General features: G+C 49.8%; 19 protein-coding genes. 10 read left to right on the top strand and 9 right to left on the bottom strand.

Annotation, left to right across the window (positions count from 1 at the left end; genetic code table 11):
- Nucleotides 1-235: 235 nt before the first annotated feature.
- Nucleotides 236-3970 carry a leucine-rich repeat domain-containing protein gene (locus tag M2133_RS06900; protein ID WP_277465294.1) on the top strand — a complete coding sequence of 1245 codons (3735 nt, stop codon included), beginning with the start codon at nucleotides 236-238 and terminating at the stop codon, nucleotides 3968-3970.
- 117 nt (nucleotides 3971-4087) lie between these two features.
- Here the strand turns inward: M2133_RS06900 and M2133_RS06905 are convergent, their stop codons facing one another.
- Nucleotides 4088-5710, bottom strand: a complete 1623-nt coding sequence (locus M2133_RS06905) for a PL29 family lyase N-terminal domain-containing protein (RefSeq protein ID WP_277465295.1) — start codon at nucleotides 5708-5710, stop codon at nucleotides 4088-4090.
- 372 nt (nucleotides 5711-6082) lie between these two features.
- On the opposite strand from M2133_RS06905, the gene M2133_RS06910 reads away from it, so the two are divergent.
- Complete coding sequence (locus M2133_RS06910; RefSeq protein WP_277465296.1) at nucleotides 6083-7516, top strand: HD domain-containing protein; 1434 nt, start codon at nucleotides 6083-6085, stop codon at nucleotides 7514-7516.
- 379 nt (nucleotides 7517-7895) lie between these two features.
- Nucleotides 7896-8261, top strand: a complete 366-nt coding sequence (locus tag M2133_RS06915; RefSeq protein WP_277465297.1) for a hypothetical protein — start codon at nucleotides 7896-7898, stop codon at nucleotides 8259-8261.
- A gap of 4 nt (nucleotides 8262-8265) precedes the next feature.
- Here the strand turns inward: M2133_RS06915 and M2133_RS06920 are convergent, their stop codons facing one another.
- From M2133_RS06920 to M2133_RS06940, 5 genes are read right to left on the bottom strand one after another with little or no spacing between them, the layout of a single operon-like run.
- Nucleotides 8266-9009: a LytTR family DNA-binding domain-containing protein gene (locus M2133_RS06920; protein WP_277465298.1), complete on the bottom strand. Its 744-nt coding sequence runs from the start codon at nucleotides 9007-9009 to the stop codon at nucleotides 8266-8268.
- Nucleotides 9006-10193 carry a histidine kinase gene (locus tag M2133_RS06925; protein ID WP_277465299.1) on the bottom strand — a complete coding sequence of 396 codons (1188 nt, stop codon included), beginning with the start codon at nucleotides 10191-10193 and terminating at the stop codon, nucleotides 9006-9008. Before M2133_RS06925 ends, M2133_RS06920 begins: the two co-directional genes overlap by 4 nt.
- Nucleotides 10194-10197: 4 nt before the next feature.
- The gene (locus M2133_RS06930; protein ID WP_277465300.1) at nucleotides 10198-10875 is read right to left on the bottom strand and encodes a DUF2490 domain-containing protein; all 678 of its coding nucleotides are present in this window, start codon (nucleotides 10873-10875) and stop codon (nucleotides 10198-10200) included.
- A 12-nt stretch (nucleotides 10876-10887) separates the two neighbouring features.
- Nucleotides 10888-11508 carry a DUF4956 domain-containing protein gene (locus M2133_RS06935; protein ID WP_277465432.1) on the bottom strand — a complete coding sequence of 207 codons (621 nt, stop codon included), beginning with the start codon at nucleotides 11506-11508 and terminating at the stop codon, nucleotides 10888-10890.
- Nucleotides 11509-11557: 49 nt separating this feature from the next.
- Nucleotides 11558-12337, bottom strand: a complete 780-nt coding sequence (locus M2133_RS06940; RefSeq protein WP_277465301.1) for a polyphosphate polymerase domain-containing protein — start codon at nucleotides 12335-12337, stop codon at nucleotides 11558-11560.
- 226 nt (nucleotides 12338-12563) lie between these two features.
- On the opposite strand from M2133_RS06940, the gene M2133_RS06945 reads away from it, so the two are divergent.
- From M2133_RS06945 to M2133_RS06960, 4 genes are all read left to right on the top strand, one after another.
- A complete protein-coding gene (locus tag M2133_RS06945; protein ID WP_277465302.1) occupies nucleotides 12564-14144 on the top strand; it encodes a carbohydrate-binding domain-containing protein in 1581 nt (526 codons plus the stop codon).
- Nucleotides 14145-14437: 293 nt separating this feature from the next.
- The gene (locus M2133_RS06950; protein ID WP_277465303.1) at nucleotides 14438-14920 is read left to right on the top strand and encodes a sigma-70 family RNA polymerase sigma factor; all 483 of its coding nucleotides are present in this window, start codon (nucleotides 14438-14440) and stop codon (nucleotides 14918-14920) included.
- 17 nt (nucleotides 14921-14937) lie between these two features.
- A complete protein-coding gene (locus M2133_RS06955; RefSeq protein WP_277465304.1) occupies nucleotides 14938-15513 on the top strand; it encodes a hypothetical protein in 576 nt (191 codons plus the stop codon).
- Nucleotides 15514-15612: 99 nt separating this feature from the next.
- Nucleotides 15613-16950: a TlpA disulfide reductase family protein gene (locus M2133_RS06960; protein WP_277465305.1), complete on the top strand. Its 1338-nt coding sequence runs from the start codon at nucleotides 15613-15615 to the stop codon at nucleotides 16948-16950.
- Between the two features lie 29 nt (nucleotides 16951-16979).
- On the opposite strand, the gene M2133_RS06965 is transcribed toward M2133_RS06960, so the two are convergent.
- Nucleotides 16980-18380 carry an rRNA cytosine-C5-methyltransferase gene (locus tag M2133_RS06965; protein WP_277465433.1) on the bottom strand — a complete coding sequence of 467 codons (1401 nt, stop codon included), beginning with the start codon at nucleotides 18378-18380 and terminating at the stop codon, nucleotides 16980-16982.
- A 50-nt stretch (nucleotides 18381-18430) separates the two neighbouring features.
- Here M2133_RS06965 and M2133_RS06970 point away from each other — a divergent pair, with 50 nt between their 5' ends.
- A complete protein-coding gene (locus tag M2133_RS06970; protein ID WP_277465306.1) occupies nucleotides 18431-19135 on the top strand; it encodes an SAM-dependent methyltransferase in 705 nt (234 codons plus the stop codon).
- A gap of 8 nt (nucleotides 19136-19143) precedes the next feature.
- Nucleotides 19144-19731: an acyltransferase gene (locus M2133_RS06975; protein ID WP_277465307.1), complete on the top strand. Its 588-nt coding sequence runs from the start codon at nucleotides 19144-19146 to the stop codon at nucleotides 19729-19731.
- Nucleotides 19732-19871: 140 nt separating this feature from the next.
- Here M2133_RS06975 and nadC read toward each other — a convergent pair whose 3' ends face one another.
- Nucleotides 19872-20711: a carboxylating nicotinate-nucleotide diphosphorylase gene (nadC, locus tag M2133_RS06980; protein ID WP_277465308.1), complete on the bottom strand. Its 840-nt coding sequence runs from the start codon at nucleotides 20709-20711 to the stop codon at nucleotides 19872-19874.
- A 3-nt stretch (nucleotides 20712-20714) separates the two neighbouring features.
- A complete protein-coding gene (locus M2133_RS06985; RefSeq protein WP_277465309.1) occupies nucleotides 20715-21086 on the bottom strand; it encodes a DUF4783 domain-containing protein in 372 nt (123 codons plus the stop codon).
- An 89-nt stretch (nucleotides 21087-21175) separates the two neighbouring features.
- On the opposite strand from M2133_RS06985, the gene rlmH reads away from it, so the two are divergent.
- Nucleotides 21176-21649, top strand: coding sequence for a 23S rRNA (pseudouridine(1915)-N(3))-methyltransferase RlmH (rlmH, locus tag M2133_RS06990; RefSeq protein WP_277465310.1), 474 nt, complete (start codon nucleotides 21176-21178; stop codon nucleotides 21647-21649).
- The last annotated feature ends 131 nt before the right edge of the window (nucleotides 21650-21780 follow it).

The following is a 21780-nucleotide window of genomic DNA, read 5'->3' on the forward strand; positions in this document are numbered from 1 at the left end:
CATCTCAAGTACTTTTCTGCCTCCCGTTCACTGCGGGATGAACTTTATGTCCTTATATTCTTTTCCCCTTCTTTTTTCCCTCTTATTTCGTAACAAACGCTCTTTGTTTTAGTCACTTTAGTGCTTGATGCGCCTTCTTGTCCCCTCTACTTTTGTCTCGCGAAAATAACCGTTTAGACATGACGATAGTATTTACCCCCCCCCCATTAAATTTTTAAAGGAAATGAAGAAGAAAATGACTTTTTTAGTTCTCGTATTGTTTGGGCTGATGGTCCAATGGCAGCCTGTGGCTGCGCAGGATCTACCCTACAACACCGAAGACATGACAACGCTGAAGCAGTTCTTTATGAGCCATCCGGGTTTATTGAAGCTCTGGTGTACTTCCCTCCCCAGTGAAAGACCGGATGACACCAATGCGGATGACCCCTTATGGGATGCCCAACCGAAAGGTTGGCATACTAAATGTGGTATGACCTGGATAGTTGATGAACAAAAGAATGAAAACACGATCCAAAGAATCAGTATCAGTAGTACGAAAACGAATTTGGAGAAAGTGACGTTGAGCGGTTTCAAAAACCTGCTGACCATAAAGTTCGAAGGGTTTAAAGCATTGAAAGAACTCGTTTTGGACGATCTTCCGGCTTTGACGGCGATCAATCTCAAAAGCGCCGAAGTGGAAAGCCTCACCTGTACAGATCTTCCGGCTTTGAAGAATATTGATGCGACTAAGTCCTCGTTGAAAAGTTTTACACATAGCAATCTCTCCGCTTTAGAGGTGTTACTTGTGCAAGAAACCCAATTAGAGTCTCTGGATCTATCCGATCTATCGACACTGACGACATTGGAAACATATGTGGCATATAATTTAGCTACAATCATTTTACCGGAAATGAACTCTGCGTTAAAGCGGATCTATGCGGGACATCATCCGAACTTAACCGAATTGAAAAATTTGGAAAAGCAAACTAAATTGACCTACCTTTATGTGATCAATACGGGTATCTTTTCTTTGGATGCAAGTATGCTCAAGGTGTTGACCAACTTGATTTATTGGAATAGTGATCCCGTAAATGAAGTGAAATTCCCGAATAGCTTAGAAGTCTTACGGTTAGGTGAAACCTTACAAACCGAAATCAATATGTCGGGCCTGAGTAAATTACATCAGTTCACCATTAGCGGCCCGAACCTAAAGGCATTGGACTTGAGTAATAACACAAATCTTACATATCTTGCAGTCAATAATACGCCTTGTTTAACCCGGTTAGACCTGAGTACTCATTCGGGAACCAGGTTGGCTACAGTAGATGTTGATAACAATCCGAACTTGGAGGAACTCGTTCTCCCTATACAAACCATAACAAATCTGAGTTGCAAGAATAATCCTAAATTGTCGAAATTAAAGCTGCCTTCGATGGATAACCCCAAGAAGTATAGTGCTTTTGACTGTACGAATAATAGCTTACCCTTTAACTTTATTCCCCAGTTTTTGGATAAAGAAACAGATAAGTTAAAATATACCGGACAAACGATTACGATACGAATTCCGGAAGGGATTCCTACGATCGATATGGCTGAATTGGGGCTTTATGATGCAACAAACGCGACCGAGTACCGGATTTCACCCTCAAAGATCGTAGAGACCCTCGAGTCGGAATTTACGGTTCCGGCAGACTGGAAAGAAGGAGATGTTTATACGTTCGCGATGTGGCGCAGTAATACACTACCCGATTTTAAAAACAAACCCCTGATCCTGAAGGTGGAGGTAGGGAAAGCTTATAAAGTGTATTATAATGCCGTAAACGGAACGATGGATGTTTCGCATAAAGGAGAAGCGATTGCCAGTGGATCCAATGTGATGGATCAGGAAGAGCTTGAACTTACGGTGACACCGGATACGGATCATTTACTGGCTTTGTTTGCCGTGAACAATCGTCCGATGGAGGGCATAGAGGCAAACCAGCCTTTCAATTTGACTGTAGAGAATAATATACGTGCTTTTGCCCTTTCGACCACTGACGGTGCGCCGGCCGACAATAGCGGTAAAGGCATTGTCGCCTGGGACATGGAGAATGCAACGATCGAAGCCAAAGTCGACGGTACGGCGATAAACAACGGTGCCCTGTTAGCTTCGGGTACGGTGGTGGATTTCACCATTGCTCCGGCGCAGGATATGGGCATTGAGGAGATTCAGTTGAACGAAGAAGAACTGGATGTGACCGAATGGTCGTTTAGCGTGCGTATCCCTGAGGCAGAGAATAAAGTGGTTCCTCCTACGATCCTGTGGGTTAAGGGTAGTGCCGACGGTTGGAAAGCGGGTGATCCCGATCCGGGTGCGGAGAAATACACCTTGACGTATGAAGCGATCGACGGTGGCATTGCCGTAGCCCAGGGTGTACTGATCTATCCTTCGGGTTCCTCCGTACGCAAAGGCACCGAGCTGTCGGTGACGGTTACGCCCGATAATACAAAAGAACTGGCATTGGCAGCCATCAACGGCGTAGCCCGTACGGATGTGGAAGCAAATAAACCCTTTGATCTGACGATCGAAGGCGATACCCGCATCTTTGCCCTTTGCACGACAGCAGGCACAGCCGCTGATGGTAGCGGCAAGGGTATCCTCGCCTGGGATCAGGAGCATGCAACGGTCGTGGCAGCGGCCGATGGAACGGTGGTCGCCAATGGCGCCCTGTTGGCCGCGGGAACGATCGTGGAGATCACTGTCAGTCCGGCTCCCGATATGGGCATGGAATTTATCCGCTTGAACGGAGAAGAACTGGATGTGACCACCTGGTCGTTCTCCATCCGTATCCCCGATGAAGAAAACAATAAAGTCGCTCCGACTTTCCTTTGGGTCAAAGGCAGTGTGGACGGCTGGGAAGCGGGCGATTCCGAACCGGTAGTAGAAGTAGAGCGGTATAAATTGACACACGATGTAGAGTATGGCAGCCTGATGGTCTATAGCGGAAGTTTAGTTTGTCCTTCAGGCATGCAAACCACCAGAGGAACGCTCTTGCGAGGGTTAGTCACGCCCGATGATGGTTATGTGGTAACCGCCGTAGCCCTCAATGATATGGCATTAGGTGCTGTCTCCAGCTTTGAAACGACCATGGACGGCGACCTGGAAATCCTTGCCCTTTGTATGCCCGATGGTGAAGATACCGACGGTAAAGGCCGGATCTATTGGAACCTGCATGACGCGACACTGACCGCCCAGGTCGGAGGCCAGGAGATTGAGAACGGAATTTTGTTGGATCCGGGAACTGTGGTCAACGTAACGGTTGTCCCTGACGATTCGGAACACGGTATCTTGGAATTGCAGGTAAATGGCGATGATCAGGATAAGACCGTATGGAATTTTACCGTAACGATCCCCGAAGCCGATGGTGCCGGCAAAATAGCGGATACCTTTATCTGGGCCAGCTTTGGCGTAGGCGGCTGGAAACCGGGTAACTCGGAACCGGAACTCACTTACCATACCCTGGAGATCCTGGAAACACCGGAAGCCATCACCATCAACCCGTCTGCGGGTAAACACCTGGTCGAAGAAGGCTATCCGGTCACCCTGCGCCTGGCAGTGGATGAACGGTATGACGAGAAATACGTCTTCCTGCGTCTGGACGAAGAGTTTGTATTGGTTAAAAAACCGGCAGCGCCGCTTGATTTCTCCTATATGCTGCCGGGCATCACCCAAGATATGGAGGTCGAAGTGATCGTCTCGAATACCGAAAACCCCGACGGCTCGAGTCCCGTAAGTAATGACCGGATCAACAATGAAACGATCCGTGTCTGGAGCAGTAATAACCAGTTGTGGATAGAAACACCCCGCCCGATGCCGGTAGAGATCTACGCGGTTAATGGACGGGTAGTTGCCCGCCGCACGGTCAACGGAACGGAGCGGTTCTCTGTCGACGCCGGGATCTACTTCATCAAAGCAGAAAAGACTGTGGTCAAAGTCGCAGTTAGTCGCTAAGTGCTTCTTCCTTTCTGAAAAAGAGGGTATGTCAAAATAGACATACCCTCTTTTTTATCAAACGCGTTTGTGTACTGTCTTACAACACCGCGCAGAGGAGATGCATCGATCAGTGGGTTAAAAGGCCAGGATAGCCCGGGTGAGAGAGTTTTTATTATATTTCTTACCGGCAGTGTTCGCTATTTCTCCATCATTGAAACTGATAGACCACATATAGTAGTACTTACCAGCTTCACCAGGAACTTCTTGCTCTTTGGACAACCGGTAGGTTTTTGCCTTATCAATGGAGAGTGCTATCCCTTCATTATTCGTCAGTTTAGTATTAAAATCCGTCAAATCAAATTCAAACGGGGCTATATAATCCGTTTGATTATCACTGTCAGGCCAGCCCCAGGTCTGCAGCGATTTGCCGCTTGCCGCACAGAATAAATATTGTAAATCTGCTGGGGCCGGGAAATACCAAAGACCCGTAGCGTCAGGCGTATAATTGGCTGTGCCGCCGTTCATCGTATGTATCCATTCGAATGCGGGGAAATTACTCCACGATTTATCGTTGTTGTCGCGGATATATGCGGCCATTGCCGCCATATTCAATCGACCGTTTGTGTAAGAGTCGCATCCTGTCTGATCATAATCATATCCACTCTCTGCCCACGCTGCGTTTGATTCTTCCAGGCTTATTATGCGGCCCTTGCCATCGCGGGAGTCCCCGGTAGGGATATAAACCATACCTGCCGCTTTGCCGTTCTCATAATAGGTAGAGCCGTAGAGGTTGTTGGAAACGGAATTGAGCGTCAATTCGTACATGGCCGTTACCAGATCACCGTCGGCAACCAGTATTTTTGCCGTACCGCCTGAATTAGCCGGCCCAATCGTCACTGGAGGCGTGATGGTGATTGTTTTATCTGACATATCGACCGATATTTTCCATTCTGTCGGAATATCTATTGCCCAGACGTGGGTCGGTTCCCATGTACCAGTGGAGATGTATGGAATCACCTGCTCCCGGTTTATTATAAAGACTTCCGGCCGATTGAATCTAATGCCGGAGGCTCTGTGTTTAGGCAGGTTGATGATCGTGCCGTTCGCCAGTGTGAAGGTCACGTAGTCCGGGTGGGAGTTGTCTACACTGCTGAACAGGCCGCTGCCACTGCCTCCTGATTCTCCGGCGTCTCCGGTCGCTTTCACGCCCGTACTTACCCAGCCGGTGCCCGGAGCCTTGCCGGTAGCCGTACCGTTGGCTGAGATATACCAATACCCGTCGCTGCCGATAGCCAGTTTCGGTGTGGCTCCATCTGCGCCTTTCTCACCTGTGACGGCCATCTTCTTGCCGTCGGCGGTAAGCCATTCACCGTTTATTGTCCAATAATAGACTCCGCTGCCGGAAGGGTATTCCTCTACGCCGATGATGGGTGTCGAGCCGTCTTTACCGTTGGTCCCGTTTGTCCCGTGGTAGAGCGTAATCGGTGAGCTCTTGGAGAACGTAATCGTGTAACCGCCCGGTTCCGGACTGGCAAACGGGGTTACTCCGGTTATATAGTCGTTGTCCCCGAGCGCCGAGACCAGTCCCTGTAAGGTAGAGATATTGCTGTTGACCGTCGTTTGCCATTGCTCCAGCGCGGCGATACGTGCGGCCTGGCCGTTCACCGCATCCCATAGTTCGGTGTCGTCATACTTACAGCCGCCCAGCAAAACCGCTGCCGTAAGGATCATTCCCAAAATGTACTTTGTTGTTCTCATAATTGTCTTAATTAGTAGTTATTGATATTGTTTATTCGCTGTTTATTCGCCTGAATGCAGGCATAAGAAGTCTACCCTGCAAAAATAAATAGGGCTCCCCAATGCGTCAATGAGTAATTTTACTCAAATGATACTAGGTAATATTACTTAGAAGGAGGGGAGGAGAACTACCTTAAGTCTTTCTACCCGTAGTGGTTAAGTAATTTGCTTCTACATTCGGCTTTTTCGTATCTTTGATTGCTTCTACGCTCGGCTTTTCGTATCTTTGATTCCATAGAATGGAATCGAAGATAGGATGCGCCTCGGTATAATCAAACAAGTTTGCTTCTACGCTCGGCTTTTACTATCTTTGCGGCGGAATAAAGAAGACAAATGTACCTTATAGAAGAGGAAGAGATAATGCGGCATTTATCGGCAAAGCCTTTCCGGCTGGTGTCGGAGGTGGCCGATGAGTTGCAGGTCGAAGCGTATGTGATTGGTGGTTATGTGCGGGATATCTTTCTGCGGCGTCCGTCGAAAGACATTGATATTGTTACCGTAGGAAGTGGTATTGAACTGGCTAAGGCGGTAGCCGGGAAACTGGGCCGGAAGGCGCATCTCTCCGTCTTTAAGAACTTCGGTACGGCACAGGTGAAACTTCACGACCTGGAGCTTGAGTTTGTCGGTGCCCGCAAAGAGTCGTACCAACGCGACAGCCGCAAGCCGATCGTCGAAGATGGCACATTGGAAGACGATCAGAACCGGCGCGACTTTACGATCAATGCCATGGCACTCTGCCTCAATGCCGACCGTTACGGCGAACTGGTCGATCCCTTCGATGGACTCTCCGATATGGAAGACCTGACGATCCGCACCCCCCTCGATCCGGATATTACTTTTAGCGATGATCCCTTGCGTATGATGCGGGCGATCCGCTTTGCTACCCAACTGGGCTTCTTTATCGATCCGGATACGTTTGATGCCATCGAACGCAACAAAGCACGCATTGAGATCATCTCGAAAGAACGCATCGTAGACGAACTGAATAAGATCATTCTCGCGCCCAAACCCTCCATCGGCTTTGAACTCCTCGACCGCTCTGGTCTATTGGACCTGATCTTCCCCGAACTGACCGCGCTCAAAGGCGCGGAGACCCGGGAAGGCATCGGGCATAAGGATAACTTCGCCCATACCCTGATGGTGTTGGATAAATTGTGTAAGACTTCCGACAACCTCTGGCTGCGCTGGAGCGCCCTCTTGCACGATATCGCCAAGCCGGCCACCAAACGGTGGGATAAACGCCTGGGCTGGACGTTCCACAACCATAACTTTATCGGGGAACGGATGATCCCCGGCATCTTCAAGCGGATGAAACTACCGATGAACGAGAAGATGAAGTACGTGCAGAAGATGGTGAGCCTGCATATGCGCCCCACGGTATTGGCCGATGACGAAGTGACCGACTCTGCCATCCGCCGCCTCCTATTCGATGCGGGCGACGATATCGACGACCTGATGCTGCTTTGCGAGGCCGATATCACCAGTAAGAACCCGGAGAAGGTACGCCGGTTCCTGCGTAACTTCCGCCTGGTACGTGAAAAGATGGCAGCTATCGAAGAGAAAGACCGGGTACGTAACTTCCAACCGCCGGTGACCGGTGAGGAAATTATGGACACCTTCGGCCTTCCCCCATCCCAGCCGGTGGGAGTGATCAAAGAAGCCATCAAAAACGCCATCCTCGACGGCGTGATCCCCAACGAATACGAGGCTGCCCGCCGCTTTATGCTCGAACGTGCCGAGAAGATGGGGCTCAAACCTCAGCCTTGACTCTCCGGCTGACCTAAAAGCAGCGAATATACTATTTGGTGTCCTCTCCTGGACAGGAGAGGGGGACCGCTGCTTGCAGCGGTGGAGAGGTTGTCTTTGTTTACATGGAACAACCACTCCACCATCGCAAGCGATGGTCCCCCTCGCCTGACCAGGCGAGGACACCGAGATAGTGGATTGATCACTTTGAGGTTATCAATATTTAACCCCTGGCGGGGTAATTTCCATAATAATAGTTAAGCTTTGTGAATCAGCCATTTTGCATGCAACAAAATGGCATTCTTTTTGTTCTATCTATACAAAGCATAATAGTTTTTTGTTAGGTGTTAGTTTTTATAGGTTTTAGGTTTTTGAATAGGTATTAGTTTAAGGCAAAAAGATGAAAAGGTTATTGGTACATATTTTAGTATTCTCGTTCGCTCTCCCAGCAGCCTGGGCAGAAGGAGGAGAGGTCGCGAGCAACGCCGCCAAGACCGTTGTGACCAAAGCGACCGAAATGAAGGCCCGGACGGAACAAGCCGCCGGCAAGGAACAGGCTGCATCTCCCCTGACGTTGAAAACATACAGCATGAACAGTTTATTGTTTGTCGAGACCAACAGTGAGCATCCGGTCTCTGTCTTGACGGCAGACGGGAAGCTGGAACGCGAAGTATCTCCCACGGGTGTACTGATGGCGATCCCGGTATCCCGCGGCACGTACACGGTCAAGACCGGCAACCTGTCGGAGCGGGTCGTAGTGAAGTAAGGCTTTACGACTTCCCCAGGATATGTTTCTCAATGTATTGATTAAAACTTTTCTTGTATTGATCGCCCACCGGGATATAGGTGTTCTTGTCGAAGATGATCCGGTTGTTGGCGATCGCTTCTATCTTCTGCAGGTTCACGATAAAGGAACGGTGCACGCGCATAAACCTATCGGCGGGCAACCGGCTCTCGAGCGTTTTCATATTTAGCAGGGTCATGATCGGCTTCATCTCTTCCGTATAGATCCGTACGTACTCACTTTTCCCTTCAATGTATAAGATCTTCTCGATAGAGAGTTTGATCATCTTGTATTCCGCTTTCACGAACAGGTATTTCTCTTCTTCTTTCTCTTTTCTCTTCTCCGTCGAAGAAGGTTGCAAGGCTGAATTTTGCAGCTCCATATAATGTGCCGCTTTATTCGCCGCTTTCATAAAGTCGGTAAAGCCAAACGGCTTGAGCAGGTAATCCAGGGCATCGACGCGGAAGCCTTCCACGGCGTACTCCGAATAAGCTGTCGTAAAGACCACCATCGGGCGGTTTTGCAACGACTTGACAAAGTCCATCCCGTTCAGGTCCGGCATATTGATATCGGCAAAGATCAGGTCGATCTTCTCGTTGGCAAGGATTTCCAAGGCTTCGAACGCATTCTTACAGGCTTTCACCAGCGTCAGGAAAGGCACTTTGGTGATATAGCCGGAGATCTGTCGCAGCGCTAAAGGCTCATCGTCAATGGCAAGGCATCGGATCATAACGGTAGCGGGATAATAAGTAAAACATGGTATTGATTGTCGCTTTCGCGGATCTCCAACGTGTAGTTATCCTTGTAGAGCAGTTGCAAGCGCTTGCGGATATTCTCCAGCCCCACGCCTTTGGTCTGCTTGTCGGCATTCTTAAAGCTACTATTGGCGACAAGGAATTGCAGTTCCCCGTTCCGGATCTCCATCGAGATATGGACAAACGACTCCTGCTGGTAACTGATCCCATGCTTGAAGGCATTCTCGATAAACGAGATAAACAGTAATGGCGGGATCTGCACGTTCGGCACGTCCTCGGGCACAGACAGATGAATCTCGATCTCATCGGTATAGCGGATGCGCATCAATTCGATATAATTGCTGATAAAATGGATCTCATTGCGCAATGGAAGCGCTGCCAGCGACGAGTCGTAGAGCAGATAACGCATCATCTTGGAGAGTTCAATCACGGTCTCTTTCGCTTTCTCCGTATCGATATCGATCAACGCGTGGATGTTATTCAGCGTGTTCATAAAGAAATGCGGATTGATCTGATGCTTGAGGTAATCGAGCTCGGTCTGCAGGTTATGGCGTTCGAGCTCTTTCATCCGGTGGTCGTCGCGGAGCGATTTGAACAATAGTTTGATCGCCAGGTTGAGCCCGAGCACCAGGATCACCATAAACAACACATTGGCATAGGGAAGCATAAAGAAAGGGCGGCGGAAGAATTCAGGACGCCGGTCGTCATTGGGCCGCTGCGGGTTATCCCGCTGCTGCCATCGCGGCGGAGGCATAAGCGCATCCCGCTCCTCCGGATTGAAATGTGTCGTGTCGCGGGGCGGGAACCGGTGTTGCAGCCGTTCGGCAGGCAGTTCCCGCTGTGGCGGACGGTTATTCTGCGGCCCAGGGGGACGCCATAACGAATGAATGCAGTAGACACAACCGATCGTGATCAACAGGAGCGGGAAATACCCCCAGTAACGTTTGCGAAGCAGGAAGAACGGCAACAGCAGATAGTTATGCACCAGAAAGAACGCCAGGAAAGGCGTCAGCATTTTCCATACGCGCAAGACCTCTTCCCAACGGGCTTCCGAATGGGTGTAGTAGTTTTCGATCAGCGGCACAAGAAAAAGAGTCAACCAGATAATGCCGTAAATCAGGTTCTCCAATAACGCCTGTCTTTTCTCTCCCTTTCGCATAATTTTAGAATTTGAATGAATAACCGAGGCCAATCAGATGCTTCGAGTTGTCTTCGTCGTCTGCGTAACTGACGTAGCGATAATACAACTCCAATGCATGCTGCTTGTTCAGCTTGTACGTGCATCCTGCCGTGTACCTGACGCGATCGAGTTCGTTCTTCTGCGGATCATTCAGCGTATGGTAGAACTCCACCGAAAGAAAAGGCTCGAAAGGCGAGCGGCGTATATCGTATTCCACGCCCAGCCTGCTGCGCAGGTAATGTTTGGGATTGGCGCGCTTCGCCGTCTCTTCCACGCCCACGCGATAGGTGCTTTGGAACCGTTCGCGTAAAGATAGGGTAAAACGATTGAAACGGTAAGATCCTGTCGCATAAAAATAATAGCGATGACGCGTTTCCCATCCTTTCGTCTCATGGTTGTAGCGGATCAGGTTGTAGGCGCCGCCGACTTTCAGGTAGTCGATCACTTTATAGCTCAGCTCCGCCGTGGTCGAGAAGCGGTCGGTCTCACCCAGGTTCTCCCGCATGCGGAACTCCTCTTCGAGTGAGAACTGTAAGCCTTTGACGATCTTTTTTGTAACCTTCACTTCCAGGGAAACCCCGAACTCATCCTGTGCCCCGGCCGGAAAGAGGCAGGCGCAGCCAAAGAACAGATAGACGATGATCAGTATCTTGTTTTTCATAACCATTCGATATTAGTCTTCCCGGGGGAAGCGGGTGAGGTGGTCTACCGTATTGATCTCTTGGTTGTCCGACTCGTAGTAGACTTTGATAAACGCGGCGTCGCGTAGGAAGTCGATATGCCCTACTTCCACCTTGTTGATAGGCAGTCCGGTGCGCTTCTTCAGGTCGTCGAGTAATTCGGCTTGCCGGTCGGGTGTGATCAACTGGATCTTATCGTACAGGATCAGCTTGCAGGAGGTATGCTTGAGCCAGCGTTCGCTCTCCAATAGCCAGATACAGCCGATAAACAAGGCGTTGGTCACCAGCATCTCGGCATAAGAGATCTGCACCGCCAAGGCGTTGATCACGGAGATCGCGATGATCACAAACAAATAGGTCATCTCCCGGATCGGCACCTGCTCTGTGCGGTAACGGATGATGCCGAAGATGGCAAAGATACCCAAGGCGAACCCGATCTTCAGCTTCACACTGCCCATCAACAGAATCAAGAGAAAGACACTGACGTTGATCAATGAGAAAGTGAAGTAATAATCCCGGCGTTTGCTTTTCGGATAGTAGAAGCAATGAATAATAATGCCGACAACGATGAAGTTGAAGATGAAACGAAAGAGTAACTGCCCCAGGGCTTCCATCTCGAAGAAGGCCAGGGCGAGGCTCTGGCTGCCCGGCTCTTCCATGAATTCAGCAAGTAGTTCCATGCGTACAACGTGTTAGTTTATTGATTTGTATTAATTTGCTTTTGAAGCGGTTGTGTTTGATCTTCGGGTCGGTCAGGACGGATCCCAGGCAGTATTTGCTGATATGGATCGGACGGATATGCAGTGCTGCCAGAAGATCCTTGGCAGGCGAGGCATGGTTGCCGTCGCGTTTGAGCTCGATGATCACCATCTCGCGTAGCTTCTGTGCCGTTCCCGTGCGGCAGTTGTGGAAACACAGGGAGAGGTCGATAGTCAACCGCTCCGTCATCTTCTGGTTGACCAATGTTATCCGCTTGAAGTCGGTCTCGATGCAAGGATAGAGCTCGTAGAGCGAGAACCGCGAACGGGTGCGGGTAAACTCCCGGATCTCCTCATCCTGTGTGTAATTGAGCGTATGCAATGGCAGGCGAACCTTCGAAGTCCGGCCTTTATTGTCTTTGTCTTTGATCTCGAAGAACGACTGCCGGGTATCGGCGTAGTCGCGGATCCGGATCTTCTCTCGTTGCCGGCGCCCGTTCTGGTGGGCGAGGTACATGTCCTGCCGTTCCGTATCGAGGTAGGTCGTATGGTACCGGCTCAACCGGTTGCCGTTGATCTCCTGCACGTAATAATCCGCGGCCATGCGCTCGAGGATCGTCGCCAGCCGATCAGACGAAGTCAGGAACTTGGTATCGGTCCGGTTCATCAACCTGACCGACACCATCTGTTCCAGTGAAATAGGGCGGAACCGCCCCAGAACCTCAACAATCTTCTTTTCAACCATAATTCTACTTCTGAAACTTGACGCAAAGGTAGGCGCTGCCGGCAAGGCCTGGAAATACAATCAACCAACCGCCGCTTTTCATCTACTAACGCAGGGGAAAAACTCCCGCTTGCGGTTTCTCGCGCGAAAGAAAGGCATTCGCTGATAAAATCGGCGCGTTGGTGGATTTGATTCGCAGGGGAGGAAGGCGTGTCTTACTTTTGCCATGTATTTAAGATTTCAGGATATGAAGAAAAATAGGATCTGGACTGGCCTGTTGGCCTTGTCTGTCTTGTTGTGTTTTGCGTGTTGCGACAAAGAGGATTTGCCGGGAAGTGAAGAAGAACGGGTTGTGCCCGATGATAGTGCCGACGATGTGGGGAACGCGGTGTTCTCCCAGACGCTTCAGATCGTGTTTAGCTCCGGCGGTGCAACGGTCACTAATCCTTTGGAGGGCAAAGGGGTGACGGTCAGTACGAATGGGAATGAGGTAGTCGTGACCTCGACCGTGGAAGAGGTCGAGTATATCGTCTCGGGAACCACTACGGATGGTATGCTGAAGATGTATAGCGACTATAAGTTTCAACTGGTACTGGATGGCGTCAATATCACTCATGCCGACGGGCCGGCGATCAATATCCAGTCGAAGAAGCGGGTGTTTGTCTGCCTCAATGCCGGGACACAGAACTTCCTGACCGATGGCTCGGCATATACTACCGTTAGCGGAGAGGATATGAAAGCTGCCTTCTTTAGTGAAGGGCAATTGATCTTCAATGGGAGCGGAGCGCTGACGGTTACCGGTAACTATAAACACGCGATCTGCAGCGACGACTACGTGCGCATCTACGAAGGAGCGATCACGGCCATGAGCAAGGTCGCTGACGGTATGCATACGAACGATGCTTTTGTGATGGACGGTGGGGCACTGACCATCCAGGCGGCGACCGATGGTATCGAATGCGAGAAAGGATATATACTGATCAACGACGGGGAGATTACGATTCAAAGTGCAGATGATGGGATCGCGGCTTCTTACGAGGAGAGCGATCCCGCTGTTGATCCCTACCTGGAGATCCATAAAGGGCGGATCACGGTGACCACCACCGGCACTTCCGCCAAGGCAATCAAGAGCCGGGGCGACCTGATCATCCACGACGGCGAGATCCGTGTGAAGACTTCCCAGCGGGAGGCCGAAGGCATCGAAAGTAAAAAGACGTTGACGATCAACGGCGGCACGATCCACGTCGAAGCCTACGACGACTGTATCAACGCCGCGAATCATATCGAGATCAACGGCGGTGATATCTACTGTTATAGCACGGCGAACGATGGGATCGACTCCAACGGCACCCTGACCGTCACCGGTGGCCGCGTGATCGCTATCGGCACCTCTTCGCCCGAAGAAGGTTTCGACTGCGACCGGAACACCTTCAAAATCACCGGAGGAACACTGATCGGCATCGGCGGAGCAACCAGCACACCGACCGCCAACGCCTGTACCCAACGCGCACTGGTCTACTCCGGAAGCGGAACGGCAAACACCTTGTTTTACCTTGTCTCGTCGGACGGAAAAGAAGTGCTTACCTACCTTATCCCTCGCTCCCTGAGCCCCATGACTCTTCTATTTAGCAGCCCTTCGCTGGAACAAGGCAGTTATACTATTTATTCCGGCGGGCAGACCACGGGAGGCACCAATTTCAACGGCTTGTACGAAGGCGCCACCTCTTCCGGAGGTAGCCAACTGACAACTTTTACCGTCCAGTCCATAGTCACCACCGTCGGCTCCCAACAAGGCGGCACACCCGGTGGCGGTCCCGGCGGAAGATAGTGAAATTCTCTACTCCCGGGCCGGATTTTTCTCCCGCCCGAGCGCCTTTTGAAGTATGACCTACTTTAAAAATAATTTAGAGGTACCTCAAAAAAAGTTTAGAGGTACCTCTAATTTTTTTTTGACGTACCTCAAAAATGATTTTGACGTACCTCTAAATAATTTTTGACGTACCTCTAAACTGTTTTTCTTTCCGGCTTTCTACTTTTTCGTGCCTTCTTCCGGAGAAAAAAGCCCTATCTTCTGTGATTTTCTATATTTGTTGGCGTCTAATGAGGTAAGAAAACAAAAAAATGACAAAGACAGCCATTGATAAAGAGTTTATGGAGATGATTCGGCGGCATGAAGCGATCATCTATAAGGTCGCTTCGTTCTATACCGATCAGGAGCACCCGATAGGCGATCTTTATCAGGAGGTGGTGATCAATCTCTGGCGCAGCTTCTCCGCTTTCCGGGGCGATAGCAAGTGTTCGACGTGGATCTACCGGGTGGCGCTTAATACGTGTATCTCGTTTATGCGGCGAACGAAGAACCGTCCACAGTTTGTTGATATCAGCATGGATATCCCGCAGCCGGATGATCACCGGTCGGAGAAACTCAAAGAATTATACCGGATAATCAGCCGGCTGGAGAAGATCGAACGGGCGCTGGTCTTGCTTTATCTCGACGATAAATCGTACAAAGAGATCGCGGAGATCACCGGGCTGACGGCAACCAACGTGGCCACCAAGCTGCACCGCGTCAGAGAGAAGATGAAAACAATGACTGAAAATTAAGGAAAGGAGACCATAGGATGGATTTGGATCAAATGAAAAAAGAATGGCAGGAAACGCCGTTGGAGGTGAATGTCGGTGAAGAGAAGATCGGGCAGATGATCGGTAACGAAGGGCGGAGCGCTTTCCGTAAGCTATTGCGCAATGAACAGATCGCGATCATAGTGGCTGTTTTGTGCGCGCTGATCAGTGGGATCTTCAAGTATCCGGAGTTGGTCTGGTTTTATCGGATTACAATCGCCTTGGGCTTTTGCTGGCAGATCTACAAAGTGGTGTATCTCCGGAGGGTGGATCTGATTAATATGTCGATCCTTGAGATCTCCCGCTCGTATATCCGTTACCGGAAGATGGCGATCTATGAGATTGTATTGGGGCTCGTTTGGTTCTGGGCTTTCACCGGTTTATACGCCTACCTGGAATATATACACAATGAGTTTTTTGGGATCTATGAATACCTTGTCTTTGGTATTATCTTCGGATTAGGCTTCCTTCTCTGCCTTTGGACGATCTGGCGCCTGCAATGGCGGCACATTCGCCAACTGGGCCGCAGCATTCGGGAAGTGCAGGAGTTGGAAAAAGGGAATGAATTTTATTAATATAGAAAGAAATAAAAAAAAAACTGCTTATTCTTGCGTTTGCGCGGCCTGATGGGTGCCGGGCTCGATCAGATGGGGAGAGATAACAAAATATATCATATGAAAACTGTTTTCATTATACTTTTAGTCCTGTCTAAGATAACTGTAATGGCAGGTTCCTATGATGCCGTCCCTTCTTTGCATGATAATAAGAAGTCGGTAGATACGGTTAAAGTCATTTACTATCTTGACGGGAAACAAGTACCTTTCAGTACGATCCGGGAAAAAGGACAAAAAGGCGAACTGGGGAGTGTGGAAGGACAAGATGAACCTAAACACGCTATCCGGCAGTATGGAGAAAAGTTCCGGAATGGAGTTCTTTTTGCCTCATCAGTAGAAGGAATGGAGGAGAAAGAAGCCGATGAACCTTATGATCCGGAAACCATGTTTCAACTTAATGGAAAGATTGACTCCCGGTATGACGGCAAGCAGATTATGTTATTTACTTTTCGGCAGGACACCATCCACTCGGTTGATACGGCAGTTGTTCAAAACGGCACATTCCGCTTTCTGGGAGATGAATATGTGGACGATTTCTCCTTAGTGTCTATCGGAAACTACCCGGACAAAGTCCTTTCGTCCGAGGTGATATTAAATAAAGGGAGTATTTACCTTGAGTTCGACACCCTCAACCGGGTATGGGGAGGAGAGTTGAATGATAAGTTCCTCGCTTTTCGAGATTCCATTGAAAGTTTATATACCCAAATGCGTGCCTTTGACGCGGCATCCCAACATGATGAATATGCGAGAACCTTTAAACATCACATGGCATATACTTATGATTTCATGGTTGAGAACCAGAGGAATCTATTGGGGTTATATGCCTTTAACGCCTTCTTAGGGCATTATACATTGGAAGATCCTTCCCGATTCGAGGAGTTATGTGATTGGTTTGATAAAGAGAGAAAGAGTGCTGTCGTAAAAAGAGAACTAAGGCACAAGGAATTATATGCCCAACGGCAGCAAAGCCAGGGAGATAAGTATATAGACTTTGAACTACAAACACCATCCGGCGAAACAGAGAGATTGTCGGATTATGTAGGGAAGTCGGAATATATATTTATTGATTTTTGGGCATCCTGGTGTGGGCCTTGTATTGCCGATATGCCTTATTTGAAGAAGGTTTATGAAAAATACAAAGATAAAGGGCTTGAAGTAATAGGCATCTCGATAGACCACGATAAGAAATCCTGGCTAAAAGCTTTGGAAAGAGTAGACGCTCCCTGGAGGCATCTAAGTGATCTGAAAGGTAAGCCTTCTCCACTGACAGAGGCTTATCGTATCAATGAAATTCCATACGGCATACTACTCAATAAAGAGGGATCTATTATTGCGACAAACCTGAGAGGACTCGTATTGGATGAAAAAATGCAAGAACTGATCGGTGAGACAGAATGAACCATGTCTTACATAAAGTCTACCATCTATCATTTCATGTGACTCGGCAAACTTTCCGTATCTTCAGTCGGTACATAACTCGAACGGATACGCCATTCCGCCGGGTAGAGGTTGTTCGCCCGGTTGCCGAGGTTCTTGACAAAGCCTAACGGATGGTTTTGATAGGTCAGTAGAACATAACCTTTCTCCGTGCCTTCGGGCAGGGGAAAGGTTTCTTTTTGCAGGTAACGGATGGCGTCGTTGCGGGAGAGCTCGATCGCGGGGAAAGCCTCACGGCGGAACGCGTGGCTGATTGCCAAGGCATGATCGGGGATAAAGTCTTTGCCTTTGACCTCGCCCAGGGCGATACCGGCGGAGACGATACGCAAGGCATCGGCCAAGAGGCGGTAGGTATCGAACCAGGCAGCGGGTATGGCCAATAACTTTTCTTGCTGGAAATGCCATTGAAAAGTGGTCGGATCGGCGAGCCAGTCCTTGACCGACAAGGGCAGGGTAGGGGTGACCTTGCCTTTCTCTTTTTTATTCTTCGCCCGGTAGCGGACGGTCTGGACAACAGCTTCTGCCTTGCGCACGACGGCGAGGAAGAAACCTTCGCCCCGGGTTTTATGGGGGAAGAAGCGGTAGACGGGGTTGTCGTGTTTCAAGGGGCCACTGACGTTCCAGGCATCATTGACGGCGATCGGTAAGGCTTCTGCTTCCAAGGCTTCGATGAGGTATTGGATGTTCTCTTCGTTCTCTTCCGTGTTATAGGTACAGGTGCTGTAGATCAATAGTCCGCCGGGCTTCAGGGCTTCCCAGACGTCTTGCAGGATCCGGCGCTGGCGGGCGGCGCAGAGGTTCACGTTCGCTACGCTCCATTCGTTGATGCTCTCCGGGTCTTTGCGGAACATGCCTTCACCTGAACAGGGTACGTCGGTCACGATCAGATCGAACAGGTGCGTCAGGCGGCCGATCTCCGCCGGGTCGTTCTGGGTGACGATGGTGTTCGGATGGCCCCATTTACTCAGATTCTCCGCCAGGATATGACTGCGGCTGCGGATTACCTCATTGCTGACCAACAGGCTTCCTTCCGGCAAGAGCGAAGACAGATGCGTGGACTTCCCACCCGGCGCGGCACAGAGATCCAGGCAACAGACCGGTTCGTGTACATACTGGCGGATCGCCTGCTCCAGAAACATAGAAGAGGCCTCCTGCACATAATACGTGCCGGCATGAAAGAGCGGATCGAAAGTAAACGACGGACGCTCGGGCAAGTAATAGCCCGTATCGCACCAGGCGACCGCCTCGTGTTCCGGTGGCTCAATCCCTTTGGAACGGTTGATACGGATACTGACGGGAGGCTCTTCTTTCAGGGCGTCGACAAACGAGGCAAAAGCCTCTGGGCCTAAGAGGTCCTGCGTGCGGGTAATAAATTCGGGAGGAAGCGTCATCATACTCTATCTTTGATGCAAAAGTACTATATTTGCATAAAACAAGATGTATGAAAGCTTCTCTTTTCCTTATACCGGTCACGCTGGGCGAAACGGATCATCAGAAGGTCCTGCCCGCCTATAACCGGGAAGTGATACTTCAGATCCGCCACTTTATCGTGGAGAACGTACGGACCGCCCGCCGTTTCCTGAAGAAGACTGAGCCGGCGATCGTGATCGATGACCTGACTTTCTATGAACTAAACAAACATACGACGGCCGAACAGGTGGCGGGCTACCTGGCGCCGATGGCCAAAGGCGAGTCGGTTGGCATTATCTCTGAAGCCGGTTGCCCGGCGATAGCCGATCCGGGAGCCGATGTGGTGGCGATCGCCCAGCAAAAAGGGTATCCGGTCGTGCCTTTGGTGGGTCCTTCGTCTATCCTCCTGGCCTTGATGGCTTCGGGATTCAACGGACAAAGCTTTGCTTTCCAGGGCTACCTGCCCATCGAAGGTAATGAACGAACCCAGGCAATCAAGAAACTCGAGAACCGGATCTACGCCGAACACCAGACGCAGATCTTTATCGAGACCCCTTACCGTAACGACAAACTGGCTGAAGAACTCTTGCGCCTCTGCCGCCCCTCGACCCGTCTCTGCATCGCCTGCAACATCACCTGCGACGACGAATACATCCGCACCCGCACCATCCAGGAATGGAAAGGCAACCTGCCCGACATGCATAAGAAACCAACGATTTTTTTACTTTATAAATAACGAAAGCTATGGAACAAGGATTATATATGGCACATGAAACAGCGGTGATTGATCCCGGCTGTAAGATTGGGGATGGTACCCGGATCTGGCACTTCTCGCATATTATGGAGGGGGCTATTATCGGGAACTTCTGCAATATAGGGCAGAATGTGGTGGTCTCGCCCCAGGTGATCCTGGGCGATCATGTGAAAGTGCAGAACAATGTCTCTATTTACACCGGAGTGATCTGCGAGAACGATGTCTTTCTGGGCCCCAGCTGTGTGTTCACCAATGTATTGAATCCGCGTAGCGCGATCGACCGGCGCGGGCAATACGTGCAGACCCTGGTACGCCGCGGCGCGACGATCGGGGCGAATGCGACAATCGTCTGCGGCCATATGATCGGTGAGTACGCACTGATCGGTGCCGGCGCAGTAGTCACTAAAGACGTACCTGCCTACGCCTTGGTTGTCGGTAACCCCGCCCGCCAGATCGGTTGGGTCAGCGAAGCCGGCGAACGATTAGCCTTTGATGAAGAAGGTTTTGCCACCTGCCCGGAGGGCGGTGAGAAATACCTGCTGCGGGACGGGGCGGTAAGCCGTATCTATCTTGCCTGAACCCCTATTTTCAGCATTAGCTTTAAACTCCTTAAGCCCCTTAAACTCTTTTAAAGCCTTTAACAAAAAAAGCAGGACGAAATGCCCTGCTTCCTTTGTATCTAAATCCTGTAAATTTATTTAATCCTCTTAATTGGGATTCAAACCGCCTTCAAACTCATGTCCAAGCTCTTTACCGAATGGGTCAATGCTCCAACGGAGATATAATCGACACCGGTTTCGGCGTAGTCGCGTAAGGTGGCGAAGGTGATGCCGCCGGAAGACTCCAGTTCGTAGCGGCCGGCTACCATCTCTACGGCTTTCCGGGTGTTCTCTACGTTGAAGTTATCCAGCATGATGCGGTCGATACCGCCGACGTTCATTGCCTGTTGCAGTTCGTCGAAGTTACGCACCTCTATCTCGATCTTCATCGTTTTACCCTTCTCACGCAGGTATTCCTGTGCGCGGGTGATGGCTTTCTCTATGCCTCCGGCGAAGTCGACATGGTTGTCTTTCAACAGGATCATATCGAAAAGACCAATCCGGTGGTTGACACCTCCGCCGATCTTCACCGCTTCTTTCTCCAGCATACGCATACCGGGCGTGGTCTTGCGGGTATCGAGCACACGGGTTTTCGTGCCTTCCAGTTCCTTCACGTATTTGCGGGTCGTCGTGGCAATCCCACTCATGCGCTGCATAACATTCAACACCAGGCGCTCCGTCTGCAAGAGCGACTGTACTTTGCCTTCCACCGTAAAGGCGATCTCTCCCTTTTTTACTTCAGTCCCATCGGGGATAAAGACCTGGATCTTCAGATCCGGATCAAAGTGATGGAAGATCTTCTGTGCGATCTCTACTCCGGCCAATACACCGTCTTCTTTGATTATCAATTGGCTCTTTCCCATGGCGGTTGCCGGGATCGAAGAGAGCGTGGTATGGTCGCCATCACCGATATCTTCGGCAAAGGCCAATTTAATTAACTCATCAATAAGTTGATTCATCTCTTATTCTATTCTGATTGATTGTATGATCGCTTTGTCGCCCTCGGAGCGGTAGGTGATATTCACCCGGAACTCACCCGAGGCGGTGGGTAATTTGGCTACGAAGAAGCCGTTCTCTTTCTTGTCGGCATGGTGCAGGACCGTGAAGCCGCTAGGTTTGTTAGAGTTGAAGAAGGTATTCAATAGGGCGGTTGCCTCACTATTGTTCGTTTTCTTTGCCGATCCCGGAATCGCCATATCCACTTCCACATCCATCGAAGCGGTCAACGCGGAGGCATTTCCTCCTTTGAACGCGTTGGTTATCGTTGTTATGTCAGCTGCTTTGATACTGAAAATGGAGAGTAAAAAAGCAAGAGTAATCCATATCCGTTTCATACTTTTTCTCCTTTTAGTTTACATATATAATACAAAGGTATGTTTTTTTCTTGTACTTTCGCCCTTGTAACGGGTTAAATATAAAACAGATGAAAGTCGTATTTGTTGTTATCGGCAAGACAGACGCCGCGTATTTCGCCGCAGCGATTGAGGAGTATAAGAACCGGTTGATTCATTATATTCCTTTCGAAATGACGGTGATACCCGACATAAAGAACGTCCGTAACCTCTCGGAAGAGCAGCAGAAAGAGAAGGAAGGTGAGTTGATTCTCAAAGCACTGCAACCAGGCGATCAGTTGGTGTTGTTGGATGAGCGCGGAAAGGAATTCTCTTCGATGCAATTTGCTACGTATATCGAAAAGAAGATGCATACGGTAGCTCGCCGGTTGGTGTTTGTCGTTGGTGGGCCTTATGGTTTCAGTGAAGCGATCTACAAAGCGGCTGCCGAGAAGATCTCTCTGAGCAAGATGACCTTTTCGCATCAGATGATCCGCATGATCTTTGTGGAACAGTTGTATCGGGCGATGACTATCCTCAAAGGAGAGCCCTACCACCATGAATAATTGACAATTGACAGTTGACAATTGACAATTAATACAGTCTCAGAGACTTTTCTACATACTAATAATTGTCAATTGTCAATTGTCAATTGTCAATTATTTTGTACGTTTGCATACCATTTGTTAAACTTTAA

Origin of the sequence: Parabacteroides sp. PF5-6, assembly GCF_029504695.1 — a bacterium.
GTDB lineage: Bacteria > Bacteroidota > Bacteroidia > Bacteroidales > Tannerellaceae > QVMG01.